Genomic DNA, 21,870 nt, shown 5'->3' with positions numbered 1-21,870 from the left:
ATTAACTCCCCAATCCTCCGGCAAAGCGTTGCGGTTTTGCCAAACTTGCCTTGAGTTTGGCAATCTGCGTTTCAATTTCCTTGACTCTTGGCGTATTTCCTAAAGCTTTGTGACTGTTTATGGCTTGCGTCAACCAGCGAAGTGCTTCTTGCTTTTCGCCGATCGCCCCGTACAACTCCCCCAAAGCCTCCTCTAACTGCGCTTGCTCCCCGATGTCTTTGGCTGCACTAGCTAATTCCTGTGCTTTTAGATAATTGCTCTCTGCCAGCAATGTCACCCCTTCTTCCCAGAATAAATCGCCGAGCTTGCGATAGGCAATAGCTTCTTGAAAACCCGTTGCTACCAATGCTTCCAATGTCTCGATCGCCTCAGATTTCAAATCGGAACCGATGTAAAAATAAGCACGTTGCAAAGCTTTGGTTTTCTCGGCAATTTTTTGACTGTTAATTTGCTCGATCGCCCCTTTCACCAGTTGCTTTTGGGTCGTTGGTAGCATTCGGAAGCTGCGATCGGGCAGTTTTTCCTCGTCCGATGTCCTGCCGTTCTCAGCTTTTACCACCAGTAAATACACAAATCCCGGTTCCAGTTGTGGTGTTCCCGGATACACTACTTCATTTCCATTAACTTTTGTTTCCCAAATTGCCCGATCGCCCTTCACTAAACTAACAGTATAATTATTAACACCGGGAACTTTATTCCAACGCAATTTCGGTCGATCGTTCAGCAATAAAGTGCGCCGAGGACTGATAATATAAGGAATTAAGACATCCAGAGGCCCGCGAGGATCGGCAGTATAATCGTCACAGTCGATCGCTAGCATTTCTTGTTGAGAGAGATCGGAAACTTGGGGAGTCAATCTATTAATTACAGGATAAACCTTTGAGGCTGTTGCGATCGAAATTAAAGGTGTTAGCCCAAAAATAACAAAGTAAGTAAATGTTTTGCTTTTGAGACTGATTAGTGTCAACTTGGATGGAGGATTATTTTTCATTACCTAAATTATCTATAACAGGAGTTACAGCACATTCCACATTTATCAAGTACATCCCGGAGCGATATATCCCTATAGGGACTTAGGCAGTGCCTTTCGTCGTGTTAACTCGAGCGGGAATATCGATCGGGCCTCAAATACGGCCTGGGGTTTAAACCCACGGGGCTTTTAGCCAAAGTCCTCTAAAAGAGGACTGGTATAAAATCCGGGTTTGATATTTCCTTTATTTGTCATTTTTCGCGCCCGCTTCACAATCGAATAGACTGTGAAAGTGTCTATTAGTCCTCTTTTAGAGGACTTGTGCTTTGAGGCAGGGGTTTAAACCCCTGCCGGACTATCGGGGATACGCTATAACTGTAAATTTTCAAAATTTTTGCTAAATTCTTGCAGCACCCATCTCTGTTCTTCAGGAAATTCAGAGGACAAATTATTATAGCATTTTTTCCAATTAAATCGAGATTTTTGTTGATTTCCTTGACGTTCTAAAAGAACAGCTTCCAGACAGTAAGCAACAGAGCGATCGCTAGAAATATTAATCGCTTTCTTCAGATTATTGTTAGCCTCTTCATATCGCCCTAACTCCAACTGCGCCCAACCTAAATTTTTGTAGACGGCATACTTAATTTTGTCATCTTTAGCAAGTGGCAAAGCTTTTTCTAACAGCGGTAGAGCTTTTGCATATTGTTTGTCTAAAATTTCTAACCGTGCCAAATTATTCAAAGCTTGATTAAATCCAGCATTTACCGCAATTTGATAGGCAGCGCGAGCCTTTCCATACTCGTGTTTGTCTTCATAAAGCACGCCTAAATTATAGTTAGTCTTGCCGTAATTAGGTTGAAATAAGAGAGCGGTTTTATAATATAATTCCGCAGTATTTAAACGTTTGTCTTTGTAAGTTAAAAAACCTTGTTTGTTAAAATAAAATACTATTTGGGGTGATAGCGTCCACAAACCGCCTAGGAAAAATAAGCTACCTAGAGCTAGTTTACTTACCCAGTTAAAATTTAGCCGCTCCTTGATAGGATGCGTTTTACTGGGTTCTATCGAATAATTAATTTCTGGCACTGGTTGCGCCAAGCTTTCCAAGTGCGATCGCGAGTTTACCCCTGCCAAAATTTGCAATATTTCCTGGCAAGTTTGCGGTCGCTTTCCGGGAAAAATCGCCATCATTCGGTCGAGCGAATCTGCCAGATGCGGTGAAACTTGCGTTGCTTTATCTCGCCATATCAATTCACCATTGTCAGGATTTTTAGGTAAATCGATGGGCACTTTTCCTGTCAGTAAATAAACAAAAGTACGTCCTAGAGCAAAGAAATCAGATTGCGGTACTGCATGACCCTCTGCTTGTTCGCTGGGCGTATAACCAGCGGAAATAATCGCAGTTCCAGTATAATTTTCTTTTTGCTGTCGCAGGTAAGTTTCTGTTACTTCTCGCACCGCACCAAAATCTACTAATACCAAGTCTCCATCGGGTTTTAACATGATATTGGACGGTTTAATATCTCGGTGAAAATACTGCTGGTCGTGCAGTAAATTGAGAATTTGTGTTAGTTGAGTTAACCACTCAATGGCTGTTTCTGTAGTTATTGGTTGATTAGCTCTTGCTAACATCCACTCTTGTAAATTTTGGCCTGGTATTTTCTCCATTACCAGACATGGTAACGGTTTGCTACTACCTTCAGGCCAAGTAAAAGAGCCGTCTGTTTCTACACGAGGAATGCCAGGATGCCTTTGGCTCATTAAGAACTCTGCTTCTCGCTGAAATAAAATGGTGGCTTTTTGCTTAATATCTGGGTTATTAAAGTTATCCAAATTCAAAACTTTTAATACTTTGATAATACCACCATCATCTACTTCAAAAATATCGCCAAAGCCACCGCCGCCAATGCGATCGATCACTTGATAGCGACCTTGAAGTAAAAACCCTGGATAAATTAAGCTACTTGAAGTCATCTTTCTGTTTCTCCCAGCAGTTTTAAAATATTTTTTTCAGCGTAGTTACCAGCTTGAGAAGGAGATTTACGCAATTTTAATAAAAGTTCTTCTAGCGGCTTTTGAAAAGGACTCCCCAGTGTCAAGTTCAAACGCTCTCTAATTATATTGAACATCGGGTTTTGCTGAGTAGTTTTAGCACCGTCTATTTCCGGGTTTTCATCTAAACCATGACTTCCGATTAAACCTAGGTGTTCGAGAGATTCCGCTTGCATTGCTTCTCGAAGATTTTGACATATTTGTTCAGCAAGTTTATGAGTAACATATTTCATCATCACAGGTTCGAGAGTGAATTTGGATTCAGCACTCGAAGGGGAAAGCTCTTTTTCGATTAAGGAACGTCTTACCAAGGATTCTAATACTGTTAGTAATTCTGAACTAGAAACGTCGGCTGATAATTTTGCTTTCAATTGGTTCAAGGAAATCGGCTGCTGTTCAATTACCAGCCAGTACATCACAGCTTTTCCTACATCTGATAACCGCTGAAAATGTTCGTTAAGTAGATTGCCAAAAATATCGCCAATAACTAAGGAGCTTTGAGCGATAAATTGACTAATATTGCCATTAAACAACTCTTGAATTGTGGTACCAGTAAATTTCAGTGCAGCAGGATGACCTCGGTATATTTGTATCAGTTCATCTAAGCCGTTTTCTGAGGCAGAAAACCCAATGGCCGCCAAAAGCATTTTTGCCTCTGTTTGTTTTAAGCCTTTAACTTGTAATGTACGCACAGGTAAGGTTTCGCCTGCTAAAGAGGATATCTCTACAGGTTTTTCTCGCGATAGGAGTAACAAGCAGCTTTGATGCCGCTCTTCTCCGATTCGCCGCAGTAGTTGACCGTACCCTTGATAACCGTCTCGGTAGTACCCAGCAATGTCTCCACTTCGCAAAATCATTTCCCAATCATCTAGGATTAGCAAACAACGGCGATCGCGCAAACTCTTGAGCAGGGAAGAAATTTGCTCGTCTACAGTGGTTGGAAGTTGCGTGTCTTGGGAACTGCTTGCAAATGAATTCAACTCAGTCAAGATTGTGAGTAAGGGAGGTGCATGGCGGAGACTGCGCCAAATTAGGTATTCAAAACCACCCTGAATTTGTTCTCCCAGTTTAGCAGTCAGAGCCGTTTTACCAATACCTCCCATACCCAACAGCGCCACCAAGCGACAGCGATCGTGGAGTATCCATTGACTGAGAGTGTTTAGTTCTAGACTGCGACCGAAAAAAAATGAGGCATCCGGCGCTTCACCCCAATCTTGGCATAAAGGAGTGCTTGTAACTGCAATTGGCTGTGCGACTGTCTCTGACTGCAAGAGCGATCGCCTTTCCAATGCCGCTTGAAAGTTTTTTTTACTGACCCTTTCCCCCAAAGCTTCAGAAAGCAGCTTCCATAACTTGGGGCCCACATCTTGCATCAGGTATTCGGCAGCATATCCGTAAGTCTCTGCAATCTTATGATACTCATGACCGTTCCAAGATCCTGTCAGAATTATTACTTCTATATCTTTTAAGTGTCTGTTTGTTTTGGTAAATACGGCTGTATCTGCGAGTTTCAGCGCTTCTTCAAAATTCATAAGGTTAAAAAATTTTAATTGGATCTTGAGTATAACCTGAAGTTTACTGAGGTTTACTTATTTAAACTCAGCTTGCCTCATTATTTTTATTTTTGTATTGAACTTTAACAACTTAGGTTATCTATATAGACCGTACAATAACAACTCGCTACTGTATAAATATCAGCTAAAACAAACGAGCTGAAGCCAAATCAATCATTTACAACACTTACCTTGAGTTAAATTATGTCTATTAATCATAACGTTCCGTATTTCAGTCAAGAAGATAACGAGATTGAACCCTGGCGCACTTGCGGTGCTACAAGTTCGGCAATGTGTCTGAAATACTTTCAAGCTGCAGATTTAGGCCCCTTTGCACAGTACGAGGATGATGTTAAAAAACGTTTCGATCGGCTGGGAATAGATCACGGTTCTCCCGATGGCATCAAAAGATTGTTAGAGGGTTTAGGGTTGAGAGATAAGTTGACATTAAAGGGAAGTCTTTCAGACATCACTCGCTCTCTCGATTCTGGCGAGATCTGTATATTGCACGGTTTTTGGACGAATTCAGGTCACATTCTAGTTATTCGCGGTTATAACGCCAGTGGTGACTTTTTTGTGAATGACCCAGCAGGAGAATGGTTCCACTCAGGCTATCGGAAAAATTCCCGATTTTCACCAGATAACAAGGGCGAAAACAAGTTATACAGCGGTAAATTGATATCCTCCGCGGGCAATGCCTCTAGTTTGCGTGAAGCTTTATCTTTTTATGACAATTGGGACAGTAGCACGATCGAATCTACTGCAACAATGTGGCTGCATCGAATTTCTAAATAGCCGAAAAACTTACTGCGTTTGCAATTAAAATTGCGTCCGGTAAAGCCCCTGAATAAAAAAAGTTTGTAGTGAGGACTTTAGTCCGCGTTTTTCCCAAACCTGCAACAAAAGACTGAAGTGCTTACTACAAACATCATTACTACTTGGAGAACTGAATATGACCATTAAAAAAGTCGAGTTACAAATCAATGACGGGATTATTGATAGCCCTCACCTGATTGACGAGGTAGAAATCCTGCAAAGGCGCTTGAAAGATTGGGGATTATTACCCAAAGATGCCAAAATTGACGGACTTTTTGGGTCTGTCACAAAAGCAGCAGTCGAACAATTTCAACGGATGCGCCCTGCTAATAAAAGCCAATTTGTCCCCGGCGGACTACAAGTTACTGGAAAAGTCGATCGCAATACCTGGGCCGAGTTGCTGAAGGTGAAGCCAGAAGAAATCGCAATAGTTAGTCGCACAGCTAAGATGTGGGATATGCCCGGTGGCTTTCCTGGCGTCGATCGTATTTTAGATATCGCTCAATCCCCGTCGGAAATTCGTCCCTTTGCTAAGAAAAATTTGCCTCTTATTCTCGATCGATGTCTCAACGATGGAGTTGTCGATCTAGGGCAAATTGCCTATGTTTTTGCAACGGCCCAACATGAATCCCTTTTGGGACGGTTCATGATGGAATTAGCTGATGGGTCGGATTATGAAGGTCGCGAAGATTTAGGAAATACTGAACCCGGTGATGGCCCTCGCTTTAAAGGCAGAGGTTTTGTCCAAATTACAGGTCGTCGCAACTATGAAAGCTGGAGTGAAAAACTGGGAATTAATTTGGTAGATAATCCTGAAAAAGCGGCTCTTCCTGAAATTGCTGCGATGATTATAGTTCGGGGAATGCGCGATGGTAGCTTTACGGGTGTAGGTTTGAGTAATTTTATTGTTGGCGCCGATCGCGATTTCTATAACGCCCGAAAAATAGTGAATCGACTGGACAAAGCCGACCTCATCGCGGAGTTCGCCCAGTCTTATTTCAACGCCATAGCCTAAACAGAAGTTGCCCCCTCCGTGGGGGAACTTCCACCTAAAAATTCAACAAGTAGGCATTCTGCCTGCCCGATGGTTACTTACCATTTCTATGTATATTTATGAGGTTAATCAAATGACAAATTCTTCTATGGTTGAGACTCAAGCAAACGATGCCGATCGCGGAAAAGATTTTGCACAAGTTTTGCAAGAGGATAATGGAAAATACTCGACAATGCGAGCCATGAGTTTTATTGCGCTGATTGCAGCGATTGTGTTTGGTGCAATAACAATAACTAGCAATGATTCTGAGGGCAAATACATTACAACTGCTTTTTTAGTTGCTGCTTTCGCGCCAAAAGCTGTTCAAAGATTTGCAGAACGTATGTAAATCAAGTTGAGTTAGATGGATGATGAAAGCAGCCGACGTGATGGTAAAATTTGTTGTTGCTAATGCTCGAAACTCTGTATTTTTAACCTCTCATCTCTCTCAACGACCTTATTTGCTCCATCAGCCCGATAGCCACTCGCTATTAGAGTAGCGATCGCACCTCACCCCTTCATCTCCTCACCAAATAACCAGAAATGAAGGTTGCAGGTGCGATCGCCCTCTGCTCTGATTAATGACAACTGACAACTATCAACTGACAACTATCAACTGACTTTCATTCATGCCGCGTACCATCAGGCATCACCGCACCCTTTAAATCCGCCCCTTCTAAATTACTATCCAACAGCCAAGCATTTCTCAGATTAGTACCCTTCAAATTAGCACTTTCCAGATTAGCCATCCACAGATTAGCACCCTCCAAATTAGCCCCCTCCAAGTCAGCATTTACCAGAAAACTACCTTTCATAAAAGCACCTTTTAAGTTAGCCTTTTTTAAATTACTCCCTCCCAAATAAGCATCCTCTAAAAACGCATTTTCTAAATTGCTTGCTTCCAAATTCGCCCCTACCAAATTGCTGCTTATCAGGTAAACCCCAGCCAAATTTGCCTGTTTCAAGTTAGCGTTTACCAAATGTGCGCTCCACAAATTGGCATCTTTCAGGTTGGCTTTTTCTAAATTGACGCCTTCTAGAAAAACTTCGCTCAAATTCGCCCCGGAAAGATTGCAACCTTGACATTCCCTCGCTGTCAGCAATTGCCCGACTTGATGCTTGACTGACGAACGGTTCGCTGCGAAAATTATTAAACCTGTAGTTGCTAAGGCAATAATACTAAAAGTTGCCAGCCCGATCGCACTTACAATCTTCCTTTGTCCCGCGCCTCGAAACATCCGCTTGCAGCCCCTAAAAATTTTTCGATAATTGTTCGTATTTATAACCTAGTTCCTTCCTTCCCCTTCCCCTTATGAAAAAAAAGTTAAAATTTAAATTCCTGACGATCGCACTTATTGTAAGCTTAGCAATAATCGGTGTCGGATGCGATCGCCTTTTCAAAAAACCCTTTCAACTTCCCGCCTCAGCCAAACAAGAACCCTGGCCCATTCAAACAGGCCTCCGAACAGCCATCGTCCGCGACAACATACCAACAGTCAACCGCGTAGTTTTAGTACCAGACGAAGCCACCTTCTTAGCAGCAATCCAAAAATGGAACCTCAAAGGAAACTGGCCTATTCTCATCGAAGACAAAAAATATGCGCCCATGTTTTTGCAGCGCTTTCAACCCGAAGAAATAGTCCGTTTGCCAAGCATCAAACAGCAACTGCCACAAAATCAAAAACTCCAACAATTAATGCTCAACAGCGCAGCAGCAGCTTGGAATGCCACCGATACTCAAACCTTAAAAGCAAAATGGAAGCAACTCGGCTGGGAACCCCCAGGAGTAGTAATCACATCAGAAAACGACCCCGCACGCTCAGCAGCAGTTGCCTTAGCAGCCGCTCACGGTCAACCTTTAGTATTTCTAGAAGGCAACTTGGGAAAACCCAACGATACCCTCAATAACACACAGTGGAAAACTCTGCAACTAGCAGTTACAAAAGCCGTCGAATCAACCGGATATTTTTATTCTCAACTCGCAGACCCGATCGACACAATAACCATTGTACGCCAACTAGCAGTCAAATATCAATCTCCTGAAAAACCCGACGAACAACTAGCTGTTACCGACGGTTTGGGAAGACACCCCAACGGCGAACGCTGGGCGGCTGTCGGCTGGATTTACGGCTCGGAAGTGCGATCGATCTATCAAGCCATGTGTGCCATATTTCTCGATACCGAAACAGCCATGCTTTATGACAGTTACCCCAAGGAAGGAAATTGGGCCAAATATGAAATGGAGGAAGCAGCTAGCGGACTAAAAACCATAGGTTTAAATGTCGAAGTAGTGCAGAAACCAGAATCTAGCCTGGAAAAGTGGCGGAGTTTAGCCTCAAAACCGTGGACATTTGACTTAATATTAATGAATTCCAAGGGCTATCCAAAATCATTCCAAGTCGGCAACGGCGACGCATCAGTTAAAGACATACCAAAACTCCAATTTCCCGCAGCAATCCACATGATCCACAGTTGGTCAGCAGCCGCCCCAGATGACACAAACACCGTTGCCGGAATGTGGCTAGAAAATGGTGCTTACGCCTATGTCGGCAGCGTCAACGAACCTTTTTTATCTGCCTTTATTCCACCTAAATTAATGGTCGATCGCCTAAAGCGAGGAGCACCCTTTTTAATCGCAGCACGCCAGCTAGAATCCCCACCCTGGAAAGTCGCCACCATCGGCGATCCGCTAATGTCGATCGCCAAACCCAGACCAAGAATCCCGCCCACTCAACAACCGATGTGATATTATCCGCGATGGAGGGATTTAAAATTGGAGCTTTGAGATTGGTGGTTTTAAGATAAAATCTCAAATCGCCAATTCTTTAATTTGAAAGTTGTTTTTTACTGAGTTATATGATATTACCCGTTCACTGATGCGATCGGCCTAACCACCCACAGGGTAAATATAGTTAATTAGCATTATCGCCAGAGTGTATCTAAGTTTGACTGTAACTGAGTATACAATGACCTAAAATCTGCTGACTCTCAGAATCAGTCATTCCACCCCAGCGGCCAGCCCAAAAAATTTACCCTAAAATACGCCTTAATATAAGTTGTCAATTCCCCTAAAATCACTCAAAATGAAAATAAGAAATAAATTGTAATATTATATAACTTCTCACCGAAGAATTAACCGCTAAATGAGAGCCATCCCTCCTGTGGATCTGCCGCCACCCGGGCCAACCGCAGCAACTCCCCAAGCCTCCCGACTAAGCCCGCTATTCAACCGCCTGCACCCCAGCCCAGAAACCCTCCTGCTCATCCTCTCCCTAGTCATCGGGGGAGTTACGGGCGCAGGCGTCGTCACATTTCACTACCTCATCCACTTCATCCACAGCCTGATGCTGGAAGACTTCATGGGGGCGATCGCGTCGAAAGGCTCTTGGACGCTAGCCTGCATTCCCACCCTCGGCGGAGTCATCATCGGGCTGATGCGGTGGCGGTTTCGGGACTTTGGCCCGAATATGTCTTCCTTAATTGCAGCCACCCGCGGCCTGCAAGAACTCTCCCCTCTCAAACCCATCACCAAAATGGTGGCAGCCTCAGTTTCCCTCGGCACCGGCGCCTCCCTCGGCCCGGAAGCCCCCAGCGTCGAAATCGGCGCCAACTTTGGAATGCTGCTGGCTCAAGTCTTACAGCTCTCCCCAGAACGGCAGCGCTTGCTCCTGGGCGCCGGAGCTGCTGCAGGTTTATCCGCCGGGTTTAACTCTCCCATCGCCGGAGTCTTCTTTGCCTTAGAAGTCGTGCTCGGCAGCACCTTCGCTACTTCGTCAGTCAGCGTTGTCTTGCTCTCCGCCGTAGTTTCCGCGCTCATCGCTCAAATCTGCTTGGGCTCTCAGCCAGCCTTTTCTTTGCCAGTCTACGATGTCCGCAGCCCCCTAGAACTGCCTCTGTACATGGGATTGGGACTTTTGGCGAGCGGAGTGTCTCTAGCCTACACAGAAGCAATTCAATTAGCCGAGGGCTGTTTTCAAGGAAAAGTCCGAGGATTTGCTTGGCTCGGACGACTGCCCCGGCCGCTTCACCCGATCATCGGCGGGGCCTGTGTCGGCTTAGTCGCCCTACAATTGCCTCAAATTTTGGGTGTCGGCTACGAAACAGTCCAAGCAATGCTCCAAGATGTTAAATTTTCCTTGCCTTTGCTGCTGCTGCTGCTGTTTGTCAAACTGGCGATGACCGCAATCAGCCTCGGCAGCGGTTTAGTGGGCGGAATCTTCGCTCCGGCGATGTTTTTGGGAGCTTCCCTGGGTTCGGCTTACGGCCTCTTTTTGGAAATGCTGCCGGCAATGAGCGATCGAGTCGCAGGCCCTGCCGCCTACGCAATGGTGGGAATGGCCGCCGTCCTCGCCGGCAGCGCCAGAGCACCGCTGACAGCCATCCTATTGATGTTTGAATTAACCCGCGATTATCGGATTGTCTTGCCTTTGATGGCAGCAGTCGGATTGAGCGTTTGGCTGGTGGAGTGGGTAAACCGCCGATCGACAGCCCACAGCCTCAACCTTCAGCAAATGGGCGTAGACGTGGCTCTCAATACACCGATCAAAGCTAGAGAACAGTTGCAAGATTGGGAAGATGTTCTGGGCGATCGCATCGTCACAGAACTGATTTCTTGCCAACTCCCCACCGAGGGCGAACACAGGGACGATGAGCCTGTGCTGGCGATCGCCAATGCACATTTGCCGGAAAATGTCAAACCATTACCTGAAACAAAATCAGCAGTTTGACTGCTCTCAAATCCCGTTGTTTCGCCAGCAAACCGATCGCCTTAAAGCTAAATCTGACAACCATGATATTTATCAACCCGAAAACCGATTACGCCTTTAAAAAAATCTTCGGTTCCTCAGAAAGCAAAGATATTCTAATTAGCTTTCTCAACGCTCTAATTTATGAAGGCAATCCCACCATCCAAGACTTAGAAATTATCAACCAGAATCTGCCGAGGCAACTTGAAAGTTTAAAAGATACTTACCTCGATGTCACAGCCAAACTAGACGATGGCACCTTAGTCATTATTGAAATTCTAGTTCTCAACGTTCAATATTCTGGCAATCGGGTGTTGTACAATGCAGCCACAACCTACGCATTTCAATTGCAAAGAGGAGAAGGCTATCGAATGCTCAAGCCATTAATAGCTTTAACCATTACAGATTTTGAAATGTTTCGCAACAGCCCTAACTTAATTTCGAGATTTGTGTATAAAGAAGTTAAAAGCAATTTAAACTATCCCGAAGATGCCATGAATTTAGTGTTTATAGAATTACCTAAATTCCATAAAGAAGCAAGTCAACTAGAAACTTTGACAGATAAATGGATATATTTCATGAAATATGCCAGAATTCTCTCAGAAGTTCCCGAAACAATCGATAGCGTACCGGAAATCCACAAAGCATTCGATCTTGCCAATCAAGCCCGGTTAAGTCGGGAAGAAGTAGAAGTTTTGGAACGCAGGGAACAGTTTATTCACGACCAACAGGGGGCAATTATTAAAGCTTTTGAAGAAGCAAGACAGGCAGGAATACAGGAAGCAAGAGAGGAAAGAAAGCGAGAAGAAAAGCTGGCGATCGCCCGACAATTACTCTCACAGCTAGATAATGCCACGATCGGTCAAGTTACGGGGCTTAGCGTTGAGGATGTGCAGAATTTGCGCTCGACCAATTCATAGTTTAAAGTCGGCGATCGTACCTTGAGCCGATCGCCCAACCTCAACCCCTCGACATCGCAGACAGTGGCGCTACCCTCAAATCTGCTCTAAAATAATCAAAAATTATAAACAACAAGCCCAGAGGCGCTGAGGTGACTCCTAACGAGGGAACGGCAAACAGCAAAAGTCAGAAAATACCCGGCAAAACCCCCTTGGGTTCTAGTTACTACAGCTTGTTAGGGCTGCATCCTTCCGCATCGCCGATCGAAATTCGGCGATCGTACCGGGAACTGAGCAAACTCTACCATCCCGATACCACCGAGCTGCCGCCCTCCGTCGCCACAGCCAAATTTCAGCAGCTAAATAACGCCTACGCCACCCTCAGCAACCCAGAACGTCGCCTCGCCTACGACCTCAAAATAGGCTATTCTCGTCTGAACGTGATTCAGTCGCCCCCAGGCTTCAATACTCCGGTTTCGGGATCGGGCAAAAAAACTTCCAACTCCGCTTACCTAGATCCCACGGATCGACCCCTTTCCCCCGGAGAAATGTTCGCTCTGTTTATCATGGGAGCTAGCTTAATCGGATGTTTGGTACTGGCGATCGCGATCGGCTTAATTCGTGGCAATTAAAGCCTCAAATCCCAAATCTCTAATCTCAAATCGGAAATCCTCAATCCGAAATCCCCAATCTAAAATCTCAAATCTAAAATCCCATGACTCTTCCTTCCGCTGACACTCCTTTGTACAACCATCCACTCCCGGAAATCGAGCAGTGGCTAAAAAGCCGTGGCTGCCAGCAAGATCGGCGAGAACTCCACTGCTGGCAGATCGAGCAACTTACATGGAAAGCAGAACTCTCCCTCGATATCGACCAACTCACCGTCCGCTACATCGATGCTGGAGCCGACGGCCAAGATATTCAGCGAGCATTCAAATACTCGCTCTCACGTCAGGACATTGAAGCGGCCGTTTTCTCCGGCCCCTAATTTGATTTTAGATTTTAGATTTTAGATTTGAGATTTTAGATTTGTCCTCCAATCTCACATCTAAAATCGTTATGTGGAGCAGGAGATGAGTGAAATTGGTATGAGATTTTAGATGGGGAATCCAGGTAAAAAGCATCAACCGTGCAAGCATTTACATGGGATTGCGATCGTCCCGGTCGCTCTATTGTGCTGTGCAGGACGCTCGCAGGTGGCGTAAAAACGTTTTTTACTTTTATGGAGATGCTCCCTCAGAATCCACACCTACTTGGAAACTGAAAAATCAACCAAAAAATCTAAAATCTAAAATCCAAAATCCAAAATCGTTACACTTTGCCAAATCGGCGGCTGCGCTTCTGATAATCAGACAAAGCGCGGTGAAACTCCGATCGATCAAAATCCGGCCACAGCGTCTCAGTAATGTAAATTTCCGAATAAGCCATTTGCCATAGTAAAAAGTTGCTCAACCGCATTTCCCCACTCGTCCGGATTAGTAAATCCGGGTCACAAACATCAGCAGTATACAAATAGCGTTTAAATAAAACCTCATCAATCTCCTCCGGCTGCAACTTGCCCTCTTGCACCTGAGTGGCGATCGCCCGACAAGCTTGTACAATCTCCTGACGCCCCCCGTAATTCGTCGCCACAGTAAACAAAATCCCCTGATTGTGCTGAGTTGCCGTCACAGAACGCTCGATTTGCGCCTGCAAAGACTTCGGCAAAGCCTGCAAATTCCCCATAAATTGAATTTGCACGTCCTCGTCCACCATCTCCCGCAATTCTTGCCGCAGCTTACCCTCAAACAAACTCATTAAAAAATCCACTTCCCCGGCCGGCCGCCCCCAATTCTCCGTCGAAAAAGCATAGGCCGTTAAAGCTGGAATCCCCCAATCTTTGCAGCAGCGCAGCAGTTCCTTCAGAGTGCTAGCTCCTCGGCGGTGCCCCGCAATCCGCGGCAACCCCTTCTTCTGAGCCCAGCGCCCGTTCCCGTCCATAATCACTGCTATGTGCTTAGGCAGTAGTTCCTGTTGCAGATCCTCCGGCAACTTTTCCAAGCAAATTCCTTGACTCATGGTTTCTCCCGATTACCCGACTAACGGCGCAGTATCCGTTTTAATAGCGTCACTCCCTTCAATCCTATCTGGCGTCCGAGATTGCCGATCGGAATTGGAGCCACAGCTCTTTCTCCCTCGGACGGAAACAGCTTTGCTTCCAGCAATTCCTTAAGTTTGTTGCTAGTCAAAGGTCGATTTAAAAGTCCCATCTGGGCTAAAGAAATAGAACCCGTTTCCTCGGACACCACCACGCACAGGCAAGCTTGCACCCGTTCCGTAATCCCCATTGCCGCCCGGTGGCGGGTTCCCAACTGCCGCGACGCAGTGCGATCGGACAAAGGCAAAATTACCCCCGCCGACACGATCCGCGAACCTCGAATCAAAACAGCTCCGTCATGCAGCAAAGTTTGCGGCTGAAAGATAGTCTGCAACAATTCTTTAGAAACTTCAGCATTTAGCTTTAATCCCGGCACAGAAAAATCTCGATCGTCGATCGGAGAATCTGTTTCTATAATTAGTAAAGCGCCCGTGCGGTTTTGCGAAAGTTCTTTTACTGCGTCCACAATTTCATCTATTACGCTGTCCGGTTCGGGATTGGGTCGGCGATCGCGTCCAAACAGTTGCCGAAATTCCCCCCGACCCAATTGTTCCAGAAATCGGCGAAACTCCGACTGCAATATTACCGCCATTGCCACAGCAGAACCCGTCACCAAGCTGTTGAGGGCAACGTGCAACAGCCTCAATCCAGCCCAGTTGCTCACCGCCGCCGCCAGCATCAAAATAATAAATCCCCGTACCATCCACAGCGTTCTGCGCTCGCCAACAATGACGAGCACCAAATACGCAAGGGCAAAAACCAGTCCAATATCGATCCCTTGAATCAATAAGGACTGAACCAGGGCCAAGTCAAAGCCAAATTGTTGATTGTTCATGGTTCATCGAACGCTACCGCCTGTGAACCGCGAACCGTGATGCACTCGAACCCGTGAACCATGAACAGTTGTTATAAGGAATACGCTGAAAATCCCCGTGTTTTTAGACCGGGGAGTGTCAATCCAATCGTGTGACTGAACAAGGCAAAAGTTAAAAGTGAAAAGGCAATCATCACTAAGTAAACATGGATTATCTTTCTTTTAACTTTTAACTTTTAACTTCTAAGTTTTTACTTTTGAGCTCCGAGTCGTTCAGGAAGGCGGTCAAGCCTTAGCAAATCCTGGTAAGTTTCCCGCTGTATAATCGTGTTAACTTCCCCATTTCTCACTAAAACCGCTGCCGGTCTGGGTACTCGGTTATAGTTAGAAGCCATGCTGTAATTGTATGCTCCCGTAGCCGTCACCACGAGGACATCTCCAGGCTTACACTCTGGCAACTTAGCATCTTTAATCAGAATATCGCCTGATTCGCAGTGTTTGCCAGCAACTGTCACTGTTTCCGTTAAGGGAGCAGACATTTGGTTGGCTGCGAGAACTCGATAAACTGATTGGTAGGTAATGGGACGCGGATTGTCCGACATACCTCCATCCACAGCTAGATACGTCCGCATTTGCGGAATGACTTTTTGAGAGCCAACAGTATAAGCAGTGACACAGGCTGTACCGACGAGCGATCGACCCGGTTCGCAAAGCAATTTTGGTAATGGCAATTGCTGCCGCTCGCAAGCTGCTACCACTGCGGAGCAAATTGTACGAGCCCAATCTTCTATGCTGGGAGGATCGTCCGCTTCAGTATAGCGAATGCCCAACCCGCCGCCAATATTAATTTCTGTCGCTGGTAAACCATAACTCTGTGCTTTTGTCAAGGCCTGAATTATGACTTCAGCTAAATCGTCATGGGGTTGCAGTTCAAAAATCTGAGAGCCGATGTGAGCGTGTACTCCCACGCAAAATAACGACGATTGTTGGCTGATGAATTCAAAAACTCGATCGAGGGAATTGGGATCGAAGCCAAATTTACTGTCGATTTGACCCGTTTGAATGTACTCGTGGGTGTGACACTCAATTCCAGGAGTAAACCGCACCATAACTCGTGTCGGCCCGCCTGTCTTGCTGCTGACACCCAATTTTCCCAACTCTGCTAGAGTCTCCAAATCAAGCCAATTGTCGGCTACGGTAACGCAGCCGCTTTCGATAGCGAGCTGGATTTCCTCGCGGGATTTGTTGTTCCCGTGAAAGTAGATTTTGTCGGGATTCACACCAGCTTGTAGTGCTGTGTGGATTTCTCCTGCAGATACCACATCTATCCCTAAACCTTCCGAAGCGGCGATCGCGCAAACTGCCAAACAACTCCAAGCTTTAGAAGCATATAGCACTTGAGATTCGCCCGGATAGTACCGTTTAAAAGCATCTCGGTACTGGCTGCTTGTGGCCCGCAGCGTTTCTTCATCTAAAATGTACAGTGGCGAGCCAAATTGCTCCACCAAAGCTGTCACCTCGCAGCCTCCGATTTCCAACCGATCGCGACTGTTAACACTGGCTGTCAGCGGTAAAAGTTCTTGATTGGGCGATCGATTTTGCAGGGCTTGTTGAGACTCAGACAGATACTTAAGTCCCGATTCTACCCCGATCGATTGAGTTGATACCATCTCGCAATAACTATCCTTACGGTCTTTCTCAGTGTACAATTGACCGCAAGCAATTGGGTCATAAGGGCCCAGATTGATGCTTTTGAGTAATTTTAAAATCTAAAATCTAAAATCTAAAATCCCCTGTGCGTTTTATAGAAATTAAACATCTCGCCCCAGAACACCTGCCTAGCGCGGTAGAGCTCGATCGACTTTGTTTTGGGGGACTGTGGACTTTAGAAGGCTACAAGCGCGAGTTAGAGAGTCCTAACAGCGATTTATTAGGTTTGTGGACGTGGGAAACTGAGGACTGTGAATCAGATCCAAACCGGGCGGGCACGGGGACACCGCCCCTACAGATTCCGGCGGGCACGGGGGCACCGCCCCTACAGATTCCGCCAACTCTCATTGGTATCGGTTGTTTGTGGGCGATTTTAGAAGAAGCTCACATTATAATGCTGGCAATTCATCCTCAGTTTCAACGTCATGGTTTGGGACAAGCTCTGCTTTTGGCTTTGCTAAAATCGGCTTGTGACAGACAATTAGAGCGCGCAACTTTAGAAGTGCGGGATTCTAATTTAGCGGCAGTTTACCTGTACAAAAAGTTTGGTTTTAAAGAGGCTGGACGGCGCAAGCGATACTACGAAGACACCGGAGAAGATGCTCTGGTAATGTGGCGCAGTGGCTTGGAAAAACCGGAGTTTCAGCGATGTTTGACGGTTGAGGAACAGGAGATGTACGATCGGCTGCATCAGAAAAATTGGCATTGGGCGATCGATAGTTTTGAGTTTTAAATGTAATTTATTGAGTCTTTAACTTGCATTGACCAATAATGGGTTACTCCATATAAATTTAGTTCAAAATCCTCATAGGCAATCAACTTCAGCATGGGAAGAAACCTCTGCCTGCACGATCATACTTACCGCTTTGCTTCGCGCTCGTTTGAACCGTGCAGAGTATAGTCTGAGCCAAACCCCTCGGAGTGTAGCAACACTTACTAATTGATCGGGAGCGAGCGCACAACTGACAACATGAAGAACACCCAAATCTTCAAAGGATCTGAGACAAAATTTTAGATAAAAAAAGCCCAGCTCACTCTTTCCCTCGCAAACCCAAAGATTCTTGAGAGGGACAGCAGCTTAAGGATGAGTTTAGGGGATCGATCGCCCATCTAACCAATAACTTTTGTACAAAACCCGCCCTGTACTTCGAGAATTATCACTTTTGCACCTGCATGACAGCCAAAAAGATTATGCTAGAATCCATCAATACGCAGTCGTAGGTTGGGCACGGGCCGAGAAGAGCAATCTTCTTGCAGTCTAGGGGAGGTTGTAGGTCAGCCACCATTTGGGTCTTCCCAGTTGAAAGCCACCCTGCAACATGAGCCTGGAATCTGCAACCGCAGCCGAGTGCGGCAGATAGGTTGGGAGTGTCGCGCTAGAATAAGCAGTACGAGTTAACACTCGAACACAAACGCTCGTTGTGCGAGCGTGACCTCGAAACGGGCACATAGCAGCAGGTGATGGGAATAAATCATGTTTGAACGCTTCACAGAAAAAGCAATAAAAGTAATCATGTTGGCCCAGGAAGAAGCTCGCCGCCTGGGTCACAACTTCGTAGGGACAGAACAGATCCTCCTGGGTCTGATTGGTGAAGGAACCGGGGTTGCAGCTAAAGTCCTCAAATCAATGGGGGTCAACCTCAAAGACGCTCGGATTGAAGTGGAAAAAATCATCGGGCGCGGTTCCGGCTTCGTAGCAGTAGAAATACCGTTCACCCCCCGCGCCAAGCGGGTTCTAGAACTATCCCTAGAAGAAGCTCGCCAACTCGGACACAACTATATAGGTACTGAACACCTGCTGCTGGGCCTGATCCGCGAAGGTGAAGGAGTAGCGGCCAGAGTCTTAGAAAACCTGGGAGTAGACTTGTCGAAAGTCCGCACCCAAGTGATTCGGATGCTGGGAGAAACCGCAGAAGTCGCAGCCACTGGCGGCGGCGCTCGCACCAAAACCCCAACCCTGGATGAATTCGGTGCCAACCTGACTCAAATGGCGGTGGATGGGAAACTAGACCCAGTAGTCGGACGCCAAAAAGAAATCGAACGGGTAATCCAAATCCTCGGTCGCCGCACCAAAAATAACCCGGTGCTCATCGGCGAACCCGGAGTCGGTAAAACAGCTATCGCCGAAGGCCTGGCCCAGCGCATCGCTAACAACGACATCCCAGATATCCTCGAAGACAAGCGCGTCGTCACCCTCGACATCGGCTTGCTGGTTGCCGGTACGAAATACCGGGGCGAATTTGAAGAACGCCTCAAAAAAATCATGGACGAAATCCGCACTGCGGGTAACGTGATTTTGGTGATTGACGAAGTGCATACTTTGATCGGTGCAGGTGCGGCGGAAGGGGCGATCGACGCAGCCAACATTCTCAAGCCAGCCTTGGCAAGAGGCGAGCTCCAGTGTATCGGTGCTACCACCCTAGACGAGTACCGCAAGCACATCGAGCGCGACGCAGCCCTAGAACGGCGCTTCCAGCCCGTCATGGTCGGCGAACCCACCGTTGACGAGACGATCGAAATTCTCTTCGGTCTGCGAGAACGCTACGAACAGCACCACAAGCTGAAAATCTTGGATACAGCCCTAGAAGCTGCAGCCAAACTCTCTCACCGATACATCTCCGATCGCTTCCTCCCAGACAAAGCAATTGACTTGGTAGACGAAGCTGGTTCTAGAGTTCGCTTGATCAACTCCCAACTGCCCCCCGCAGCCAAAGAACTTGACAAAGAACTCCGCCAAGTCCTCAAAGATAAAGACGAAGCGGTGCGTTCTCAAGACTTTGATAAAGCAGGGGAATTGCGCGATCGAGAAATGACGATCAAAGCCGAAATTCGGGCTATTTCCCAAGCCAAAAAAACCGACTCGGCCCGCACCGGCGAAACCGACCCATCGCCAGTAGTCACCGAAGAAGACATTGCTCAAATCGTGGCAAGCTGGACGGGAGTCCCGGTAAACAAACTGACCGAATCCGAATCCGAAAAGCTGCTGCACATGGAAGATACCTTGCACCAGCGCTTGATCGGCCAGGAAGAAGCAGTGAAAGCCGTTTCCCGCGCCATCCGTCGCGCTCGCGTTGGTTTGAAAAATCCGAATCGCCCGATCGCCAGTTTCATCTTCTCTGGCCCCACAGGCGTCGGTAAAACCGAACTGACGAAAGCTTTAGCCGGCTACTTCTTCGGTTCCGAAGACGCGATGATTCGGCTGGATATGTCCGAATACATGGAACGGCACACCGTCTCCAAACTCATCGGTTCTCCGCCTGGGTACGTCGGCTACAACGAAGGCGGCCAACTCACAGAAGCAGTCCGCCGCCGTCCTTACACCGTCGTGCTGTTCGACGAAATCGAAAAAGCCCACCCCGATGTCTTCAATATGCTTTTGCAAATATTGGAAGACGGCCGCTTAACCGATGCCAAAGGTCGCACCGTGGACTTCAAAAACACGCTGCTAATTATGACCTCAAACATCGGTTCTAAGGTGATTGAAAAAGGCGGCGGCGGTCTCGGTTTCGAGTTCAGCGACAACCAAGCCGATGCTAATTACAACCGCATTCGTTCTTTGGTTAACGAAGAACTCAAAAACTACTTCCGCCCCGAATTCCTCAACCGACTCGACGAAATTATCGTCTTCCGCCAGTTGAACAAGGAAGAAGTCAAGGAAATTGCGGTCATCATGCTCAAAGAAGTGTTCGGTCGTTTGACAGAACAGGGCATCACCCTGGAAGTGACCGAAAAATTCAAAGAACGGCTGGTAGAAGAAGGCTACAACCCCAGCTACGGAGCCCGACCCCTGCGCCGCGCCATCATGCGTTTGCTGGAAGACAGCTTGGCTGAGGAAATCCTTTCTGGCCGCATCAAAGACGGTGACACCGCTGTTGTGGATGTGGGCGAGGACGGGATTGTTAAGGTGCTGCAAGGTCAAAAGCGGGAATTGCTGCCCCAAGGCGCTGAGTAAGTTTGAGTTGTGTGCGATCACGAGTTAAGTTTGGAAATAACCAATCACGTAATCGCAAACAACTCAAAATCCTCAAATAAAAAAGGTAGAGAATTTAAATTCTCTGCCTTTTTTATGAGTTAATCTCAAGAGGAGAGTTATGGCATAAATCTTTGATTGATAGGGAAACCGCAGATGCTTTTCAAGATTGTTTGCGAATGCCTGCACTTCACGTCTAGTAATTAACAGCGACATACTTCAATGGTAAGCTGGACAGCATTTAAATTGTATATTTTGGGCGGGATCGTGTGCCCAGCTCGCTCAGGGTTTGATTATTTCTTGAGATGCAATTTAAATGCTGAGCGAGCTTAATCAGATAATTAGTGGCAACTATATAGCGAGGACTTTCATGACATCTGAAAAAAAGAATTTGGGTACAGAAGTAGCAGACAATCCGCCTGAAAGCTGGTGGCAAAAAGCGTGGAAGTCGCAGCGAGAAAATCTTCAGATAGTGATTATTGCTTTGAGCTTAGCAATAGTGATTCGAGCCTTTGTCGCCGAACCGCGCTACATACCCTCAGATTCTATGGTACCCACTTTGCACGTGGGCGATCGCGTCGTAGTCGAAAAAATCTCCTACTACCTCGAACCGCCCAAAACTGGGGACATCGTAGTATTTGCCCCGCCCGAAAAGTTGCAAGAACAAGGCTTTACCCAAGACCAAGCATTTATCAAGCGGGTAATTGGCTTACCGGGTCAAACCGTCGCCGTTAAAAAAGGTTTAGTTTATCTCAACGACAAACCCCTCGTCGAAAAATATATTGCCGAACCTCCTAAATACCAGTGGGGGCCTTATCGCGTTCCAGAAAATGAATACTTTGTGATGGGAGACAACCGCAACAACAGCAACGACTCCAGCAGGTGGGGATTTTTACCTAAGCAGAATATCATCGGCCGCGCTGTAGTGCGGTTTTGGCCTCTAGAACGAATCGGGGAAGTTTGAAGTCAGTTGACAGTTGACAGTTGACTGTTGACTGTTGACTGTTGTCATCGCAAGCCCGATGTCCGATGCCCGATGCCTCTCCTGTACGGAAATTTCTACTTATTCTTGTACCTTGAGGGGTAGGGACTTCCTCCGGCAACTGATAAAATAGTAGAAAAAGCAGCGGGATTTCTCGCTTAGAGCAAAATTAGTAGAATATTAAAAAAT

General features: G+C 46.5%; 18 protein-coding genes. 11 read left to right on the top strand and 7 right to left on the bottom strand.

Translation table 11 applies throughout. The features are described from left to right. Nucleotide 1: 1 nt before the first annotated feature. The 3 genes from QUA34_RS04710 to QUA34_RS04700 all read right to left on the bottom strand — a co-directional run bounded on the left by QUA34_RS04710 (nt 2) and on the right by QUA34_RS04700 (nt 4,554). Nucleotides 2-991 carry a tetratricopeptide repeat protein gene (locus QUA34_RS04710; RefSeq protein ID WP_333384396.1) on the bottom strand — a complete coding sequence of 330 codons (990 nt, stop codon included), beginning with the start codon at nt 989-991 and terminating at the stop codon, nt 2-4. Between the two features lie 348 nt (nt 992-1,339). Further along, entirely contained in the window at nt 1,340-2,944 is a 1,605-nt protein-coding gene (locus tag QUA34_RS04705) for a protein kinase domain-containing protein (RefSeq protein ID WP_333384393.1), read from the bottom strand. Next, nucleotides 2,941-4,554, bottom strand: a complete 1,614-nt coding sequence (locus tag QUA34_RS04700; protein ID WP_333326347.1) for an NB-ARC domain-containing protein — start codon at nt 4,552-4,554, stop codon at nt 2,941-2,943. Before QUA34_RS04700 ends, QUA34_RS04705 begins: the two co-directional genes overlap by 4 nt. 225 nt (nt 4,555-4,779) lie before the next feature. Here QUA34_RS04700 and QUA34_RS04695 point away from each other — a divergent pair, with 225 nt between their 5' ends. From QUA34_RS04695 to QUA34_RS04685, 3 genes are all read left to right on the top strand, one after another. Next, nucleotides 4,780-5,370, top strand: coding sequence for a C39 family peptidase (locus tag QUA34_RS04695; protein WP_333326350.1), 591 nt, complete (start codon nt 4,780-4,782; stop codon nt 5,368-5,370). 157 nt (nt 5,371-5,527) lie between these two features. Continuing rightward, nucleotides 5,528-6,406, top strand: a complete 879-nt coding sequence (locus QUA34_RS04690) for a peptidoglycan-binding protein (protein ID WP_333326352.1) — start codon at nt 5,528-5,530, stop codon at nt 6,404-6,406. 88 nt (nt 6,407-6,494) lie between these two features. After that, the gene (locus QUA34_RS04685) at nt 6,495-6,773 is read left to right on the top strand and encodes a hypothetical protein (RefSeq protein ID WP_333384388.1); all 279 of its coding nucleotides are present in this window, start codon (nt 6,495-6,497) and stop codon (nt 6,771-6,773) included. A gap of 274 nt (nt 6,774-7,047) precedes the next feature. Here QUA34_RS04685 and QUA34_RS04680 read toward each other — a convergent pair whose 3' ends face one another. Further along, the gene (locus QUA34_RS04680; protein WP_333384386.1) at nt 7,048-7,662 is read right to left on the bottom strand and encodes a pentapeptide repeat-containing protein; all 615 of its coding nucleotides are present in this window, start codon (nt 7,660-7,662) and stop codon (nt 7,048-7,050) included. Between the two features lie 74 nt (nt 7,663-7,736). Here QUA34_RS04680 and QUA34_RS04675 point away from each other — a divergent pair, with 74 nt between their 5' ends. The 5 genes from QUA34_RS04675 to QUA34_RS04655 all read left to right on the top strand — a co-directional run bounded on the left by QUA34_RS04675 (nt 7,737) and on the right by QUA34_RS04655 (nt 13,056). Beyond that, a complete protein-coding gene (locus QUA34_RS04675; protein ID WP_333384384.1) occupies nt 7,737-9,170 on the top strand; it encodes a hypothetical protein in 1,434 nt (477 codons plus the stop codon). A 397-nt stretch (nt 9,171-9,567) separates the two neighbouring features. Next, complete coding sequence (locus tag QUA34_RS04670; RefSeq protein ID WP_333384381.1) at nt 9,568-11,151, top strand: chloride channel protein; 1,584 nt, start codon at nt 9,568-9,570, stop codon at nt 11,149-11,151. Nucleotides 11,152-11,213: 62 nt separating this feature from the next. Then, nucleotides 11,214-12,089, top strand: a complete 876-nt coding sequence (locus QUA34_RS04665; protein WP_333326501.1) for an Rpn family recombination-promoting nuclease/putative transposase — start codon at nt 11,214-11,216, stop codon at nt 12,087-12,089. Nucleotides 12,090-12,220: 131 nt separating this feature from the next. Further along, nucleotides 12,221-12,700: a J domain-containing protein gene (locus QUA34_RS04660; RefSeq protein WP_333084991.1), complete on the top strand. Its 480-nt coding sequence runs from the start codon at nt 12,221-12,223 to the stop codon at nt 12,698-12,700. Between the two features lie 83 nt (nt 12,701-12,783). Next, on the top strand, nt 12,784-13,056 hold the full coding sequence (locus tag QUA34_RS04655; RefSeq protein ID WP_333039717.1) for a DUF3143 domain-containing protein: 273 nt from the start codon (nt 12,784-12,786) through the stop codon (nt 13,054-13,056). Nucleotides 13,057-13,379: 323 nt separating this feature from the next. Here the strand turns inward: QUA34_RS04655 and QUA34_RS04650 are convergent, their stop codons facing one another. The 3 genes from QUA34_RS04650 to lysA form a co-directional block, all read right to left on the bottom strand. Then, entirely contained in the window at nt 13,380-14,126 is a 747-nt protein-coding gene (locus QUA34_RS04650) for an isoprenyl transferase (RefSeq protein ID WP_333216554.1), read from the bottom strand. Between the two features lie 20 nt (nt 14,127-14,146). After that, the gene (gene cdaA, locus QUA34_RS04645; protein ID WP_333084990.1) at nt 14,147-15,040 is read right to left on the bottom strand and encodes a diadenylate cyclase CdaA; all 894 of its coding nucleotides are present in this window, start codon (nt 15,038-15,040) and stop codon (nt 14,147-14,149) included. 230 nt (nt 15,041-15,270) lie between these two features. Further along, nucleotides 15,271-16,689, bottom strand: coding sequence for a diaminopimelate decarboxylase (lysA, locus tag QUA34_RS04640; protein WP_333384378.1), 1,419 nt, complete (start codon nt 16,687-16,689; stop codon nt 15,271-15,273). 125 nt (nt 16,690-16,814) lie between these two features. On the opposite strand from lysA, the gene rimI reads away from it, so the two are divergent. The 3 genes from rimI (at nt 16,815) to lepB (ending at nt 21,663) form a co-directional block, all read left to right on the top strand. Further along, entirely contained in the window at nt 16,815-17,462 is a 648-nt protein-coding gene (gene rimI / locus QUA34_RS04635) for a ribosomal protein S18-alanine N-acetyltransferase (protein WP_333384375.1), read from the top strand. A 741-nt stretch (nt 17,463-18,203) separates the two neighbouring features. After that, nucleotides 18,204-20,681, top strand: coding sequence for an ATP-dependent Clp protease ATP-binding subunit (locus QUA34_RS04630; protein ID WP_190733781.1), 2,478 nt, complete (start codon nt 18,204-18,206; stop codon nt 20,679-20,681). Between the two features lie 388 nt (nt 20,682-21,069). Then, nucleotides 21,070-21,663, top strand: coding sequence for a signal peptidase I (gene lepB, locus QUA34_RS04625; RefSeq protein ID WP_333326366.1), 594 nt, complete (start codon nt 21,070-21,072; stop codon nt 21,661-21,663). Nucleotides 21,664-21,870 lie beyond the last annotated feature (207 nt).

The organism is Microcoleus sp. POL10_C6 (genome assembly GCF_036701585.1).
Taxonomy (GTDB): Bacteria; Cyanobacteriota; Cyanobacteriia; order Cyanobacteriales; family Microcoleaceae; genus Microcoleus.
The sequence above is the reverse complement of the archived record's forward strand: the minus strand, read 5'-3'. Positions and strand labels throughout refer to the sequence as shown.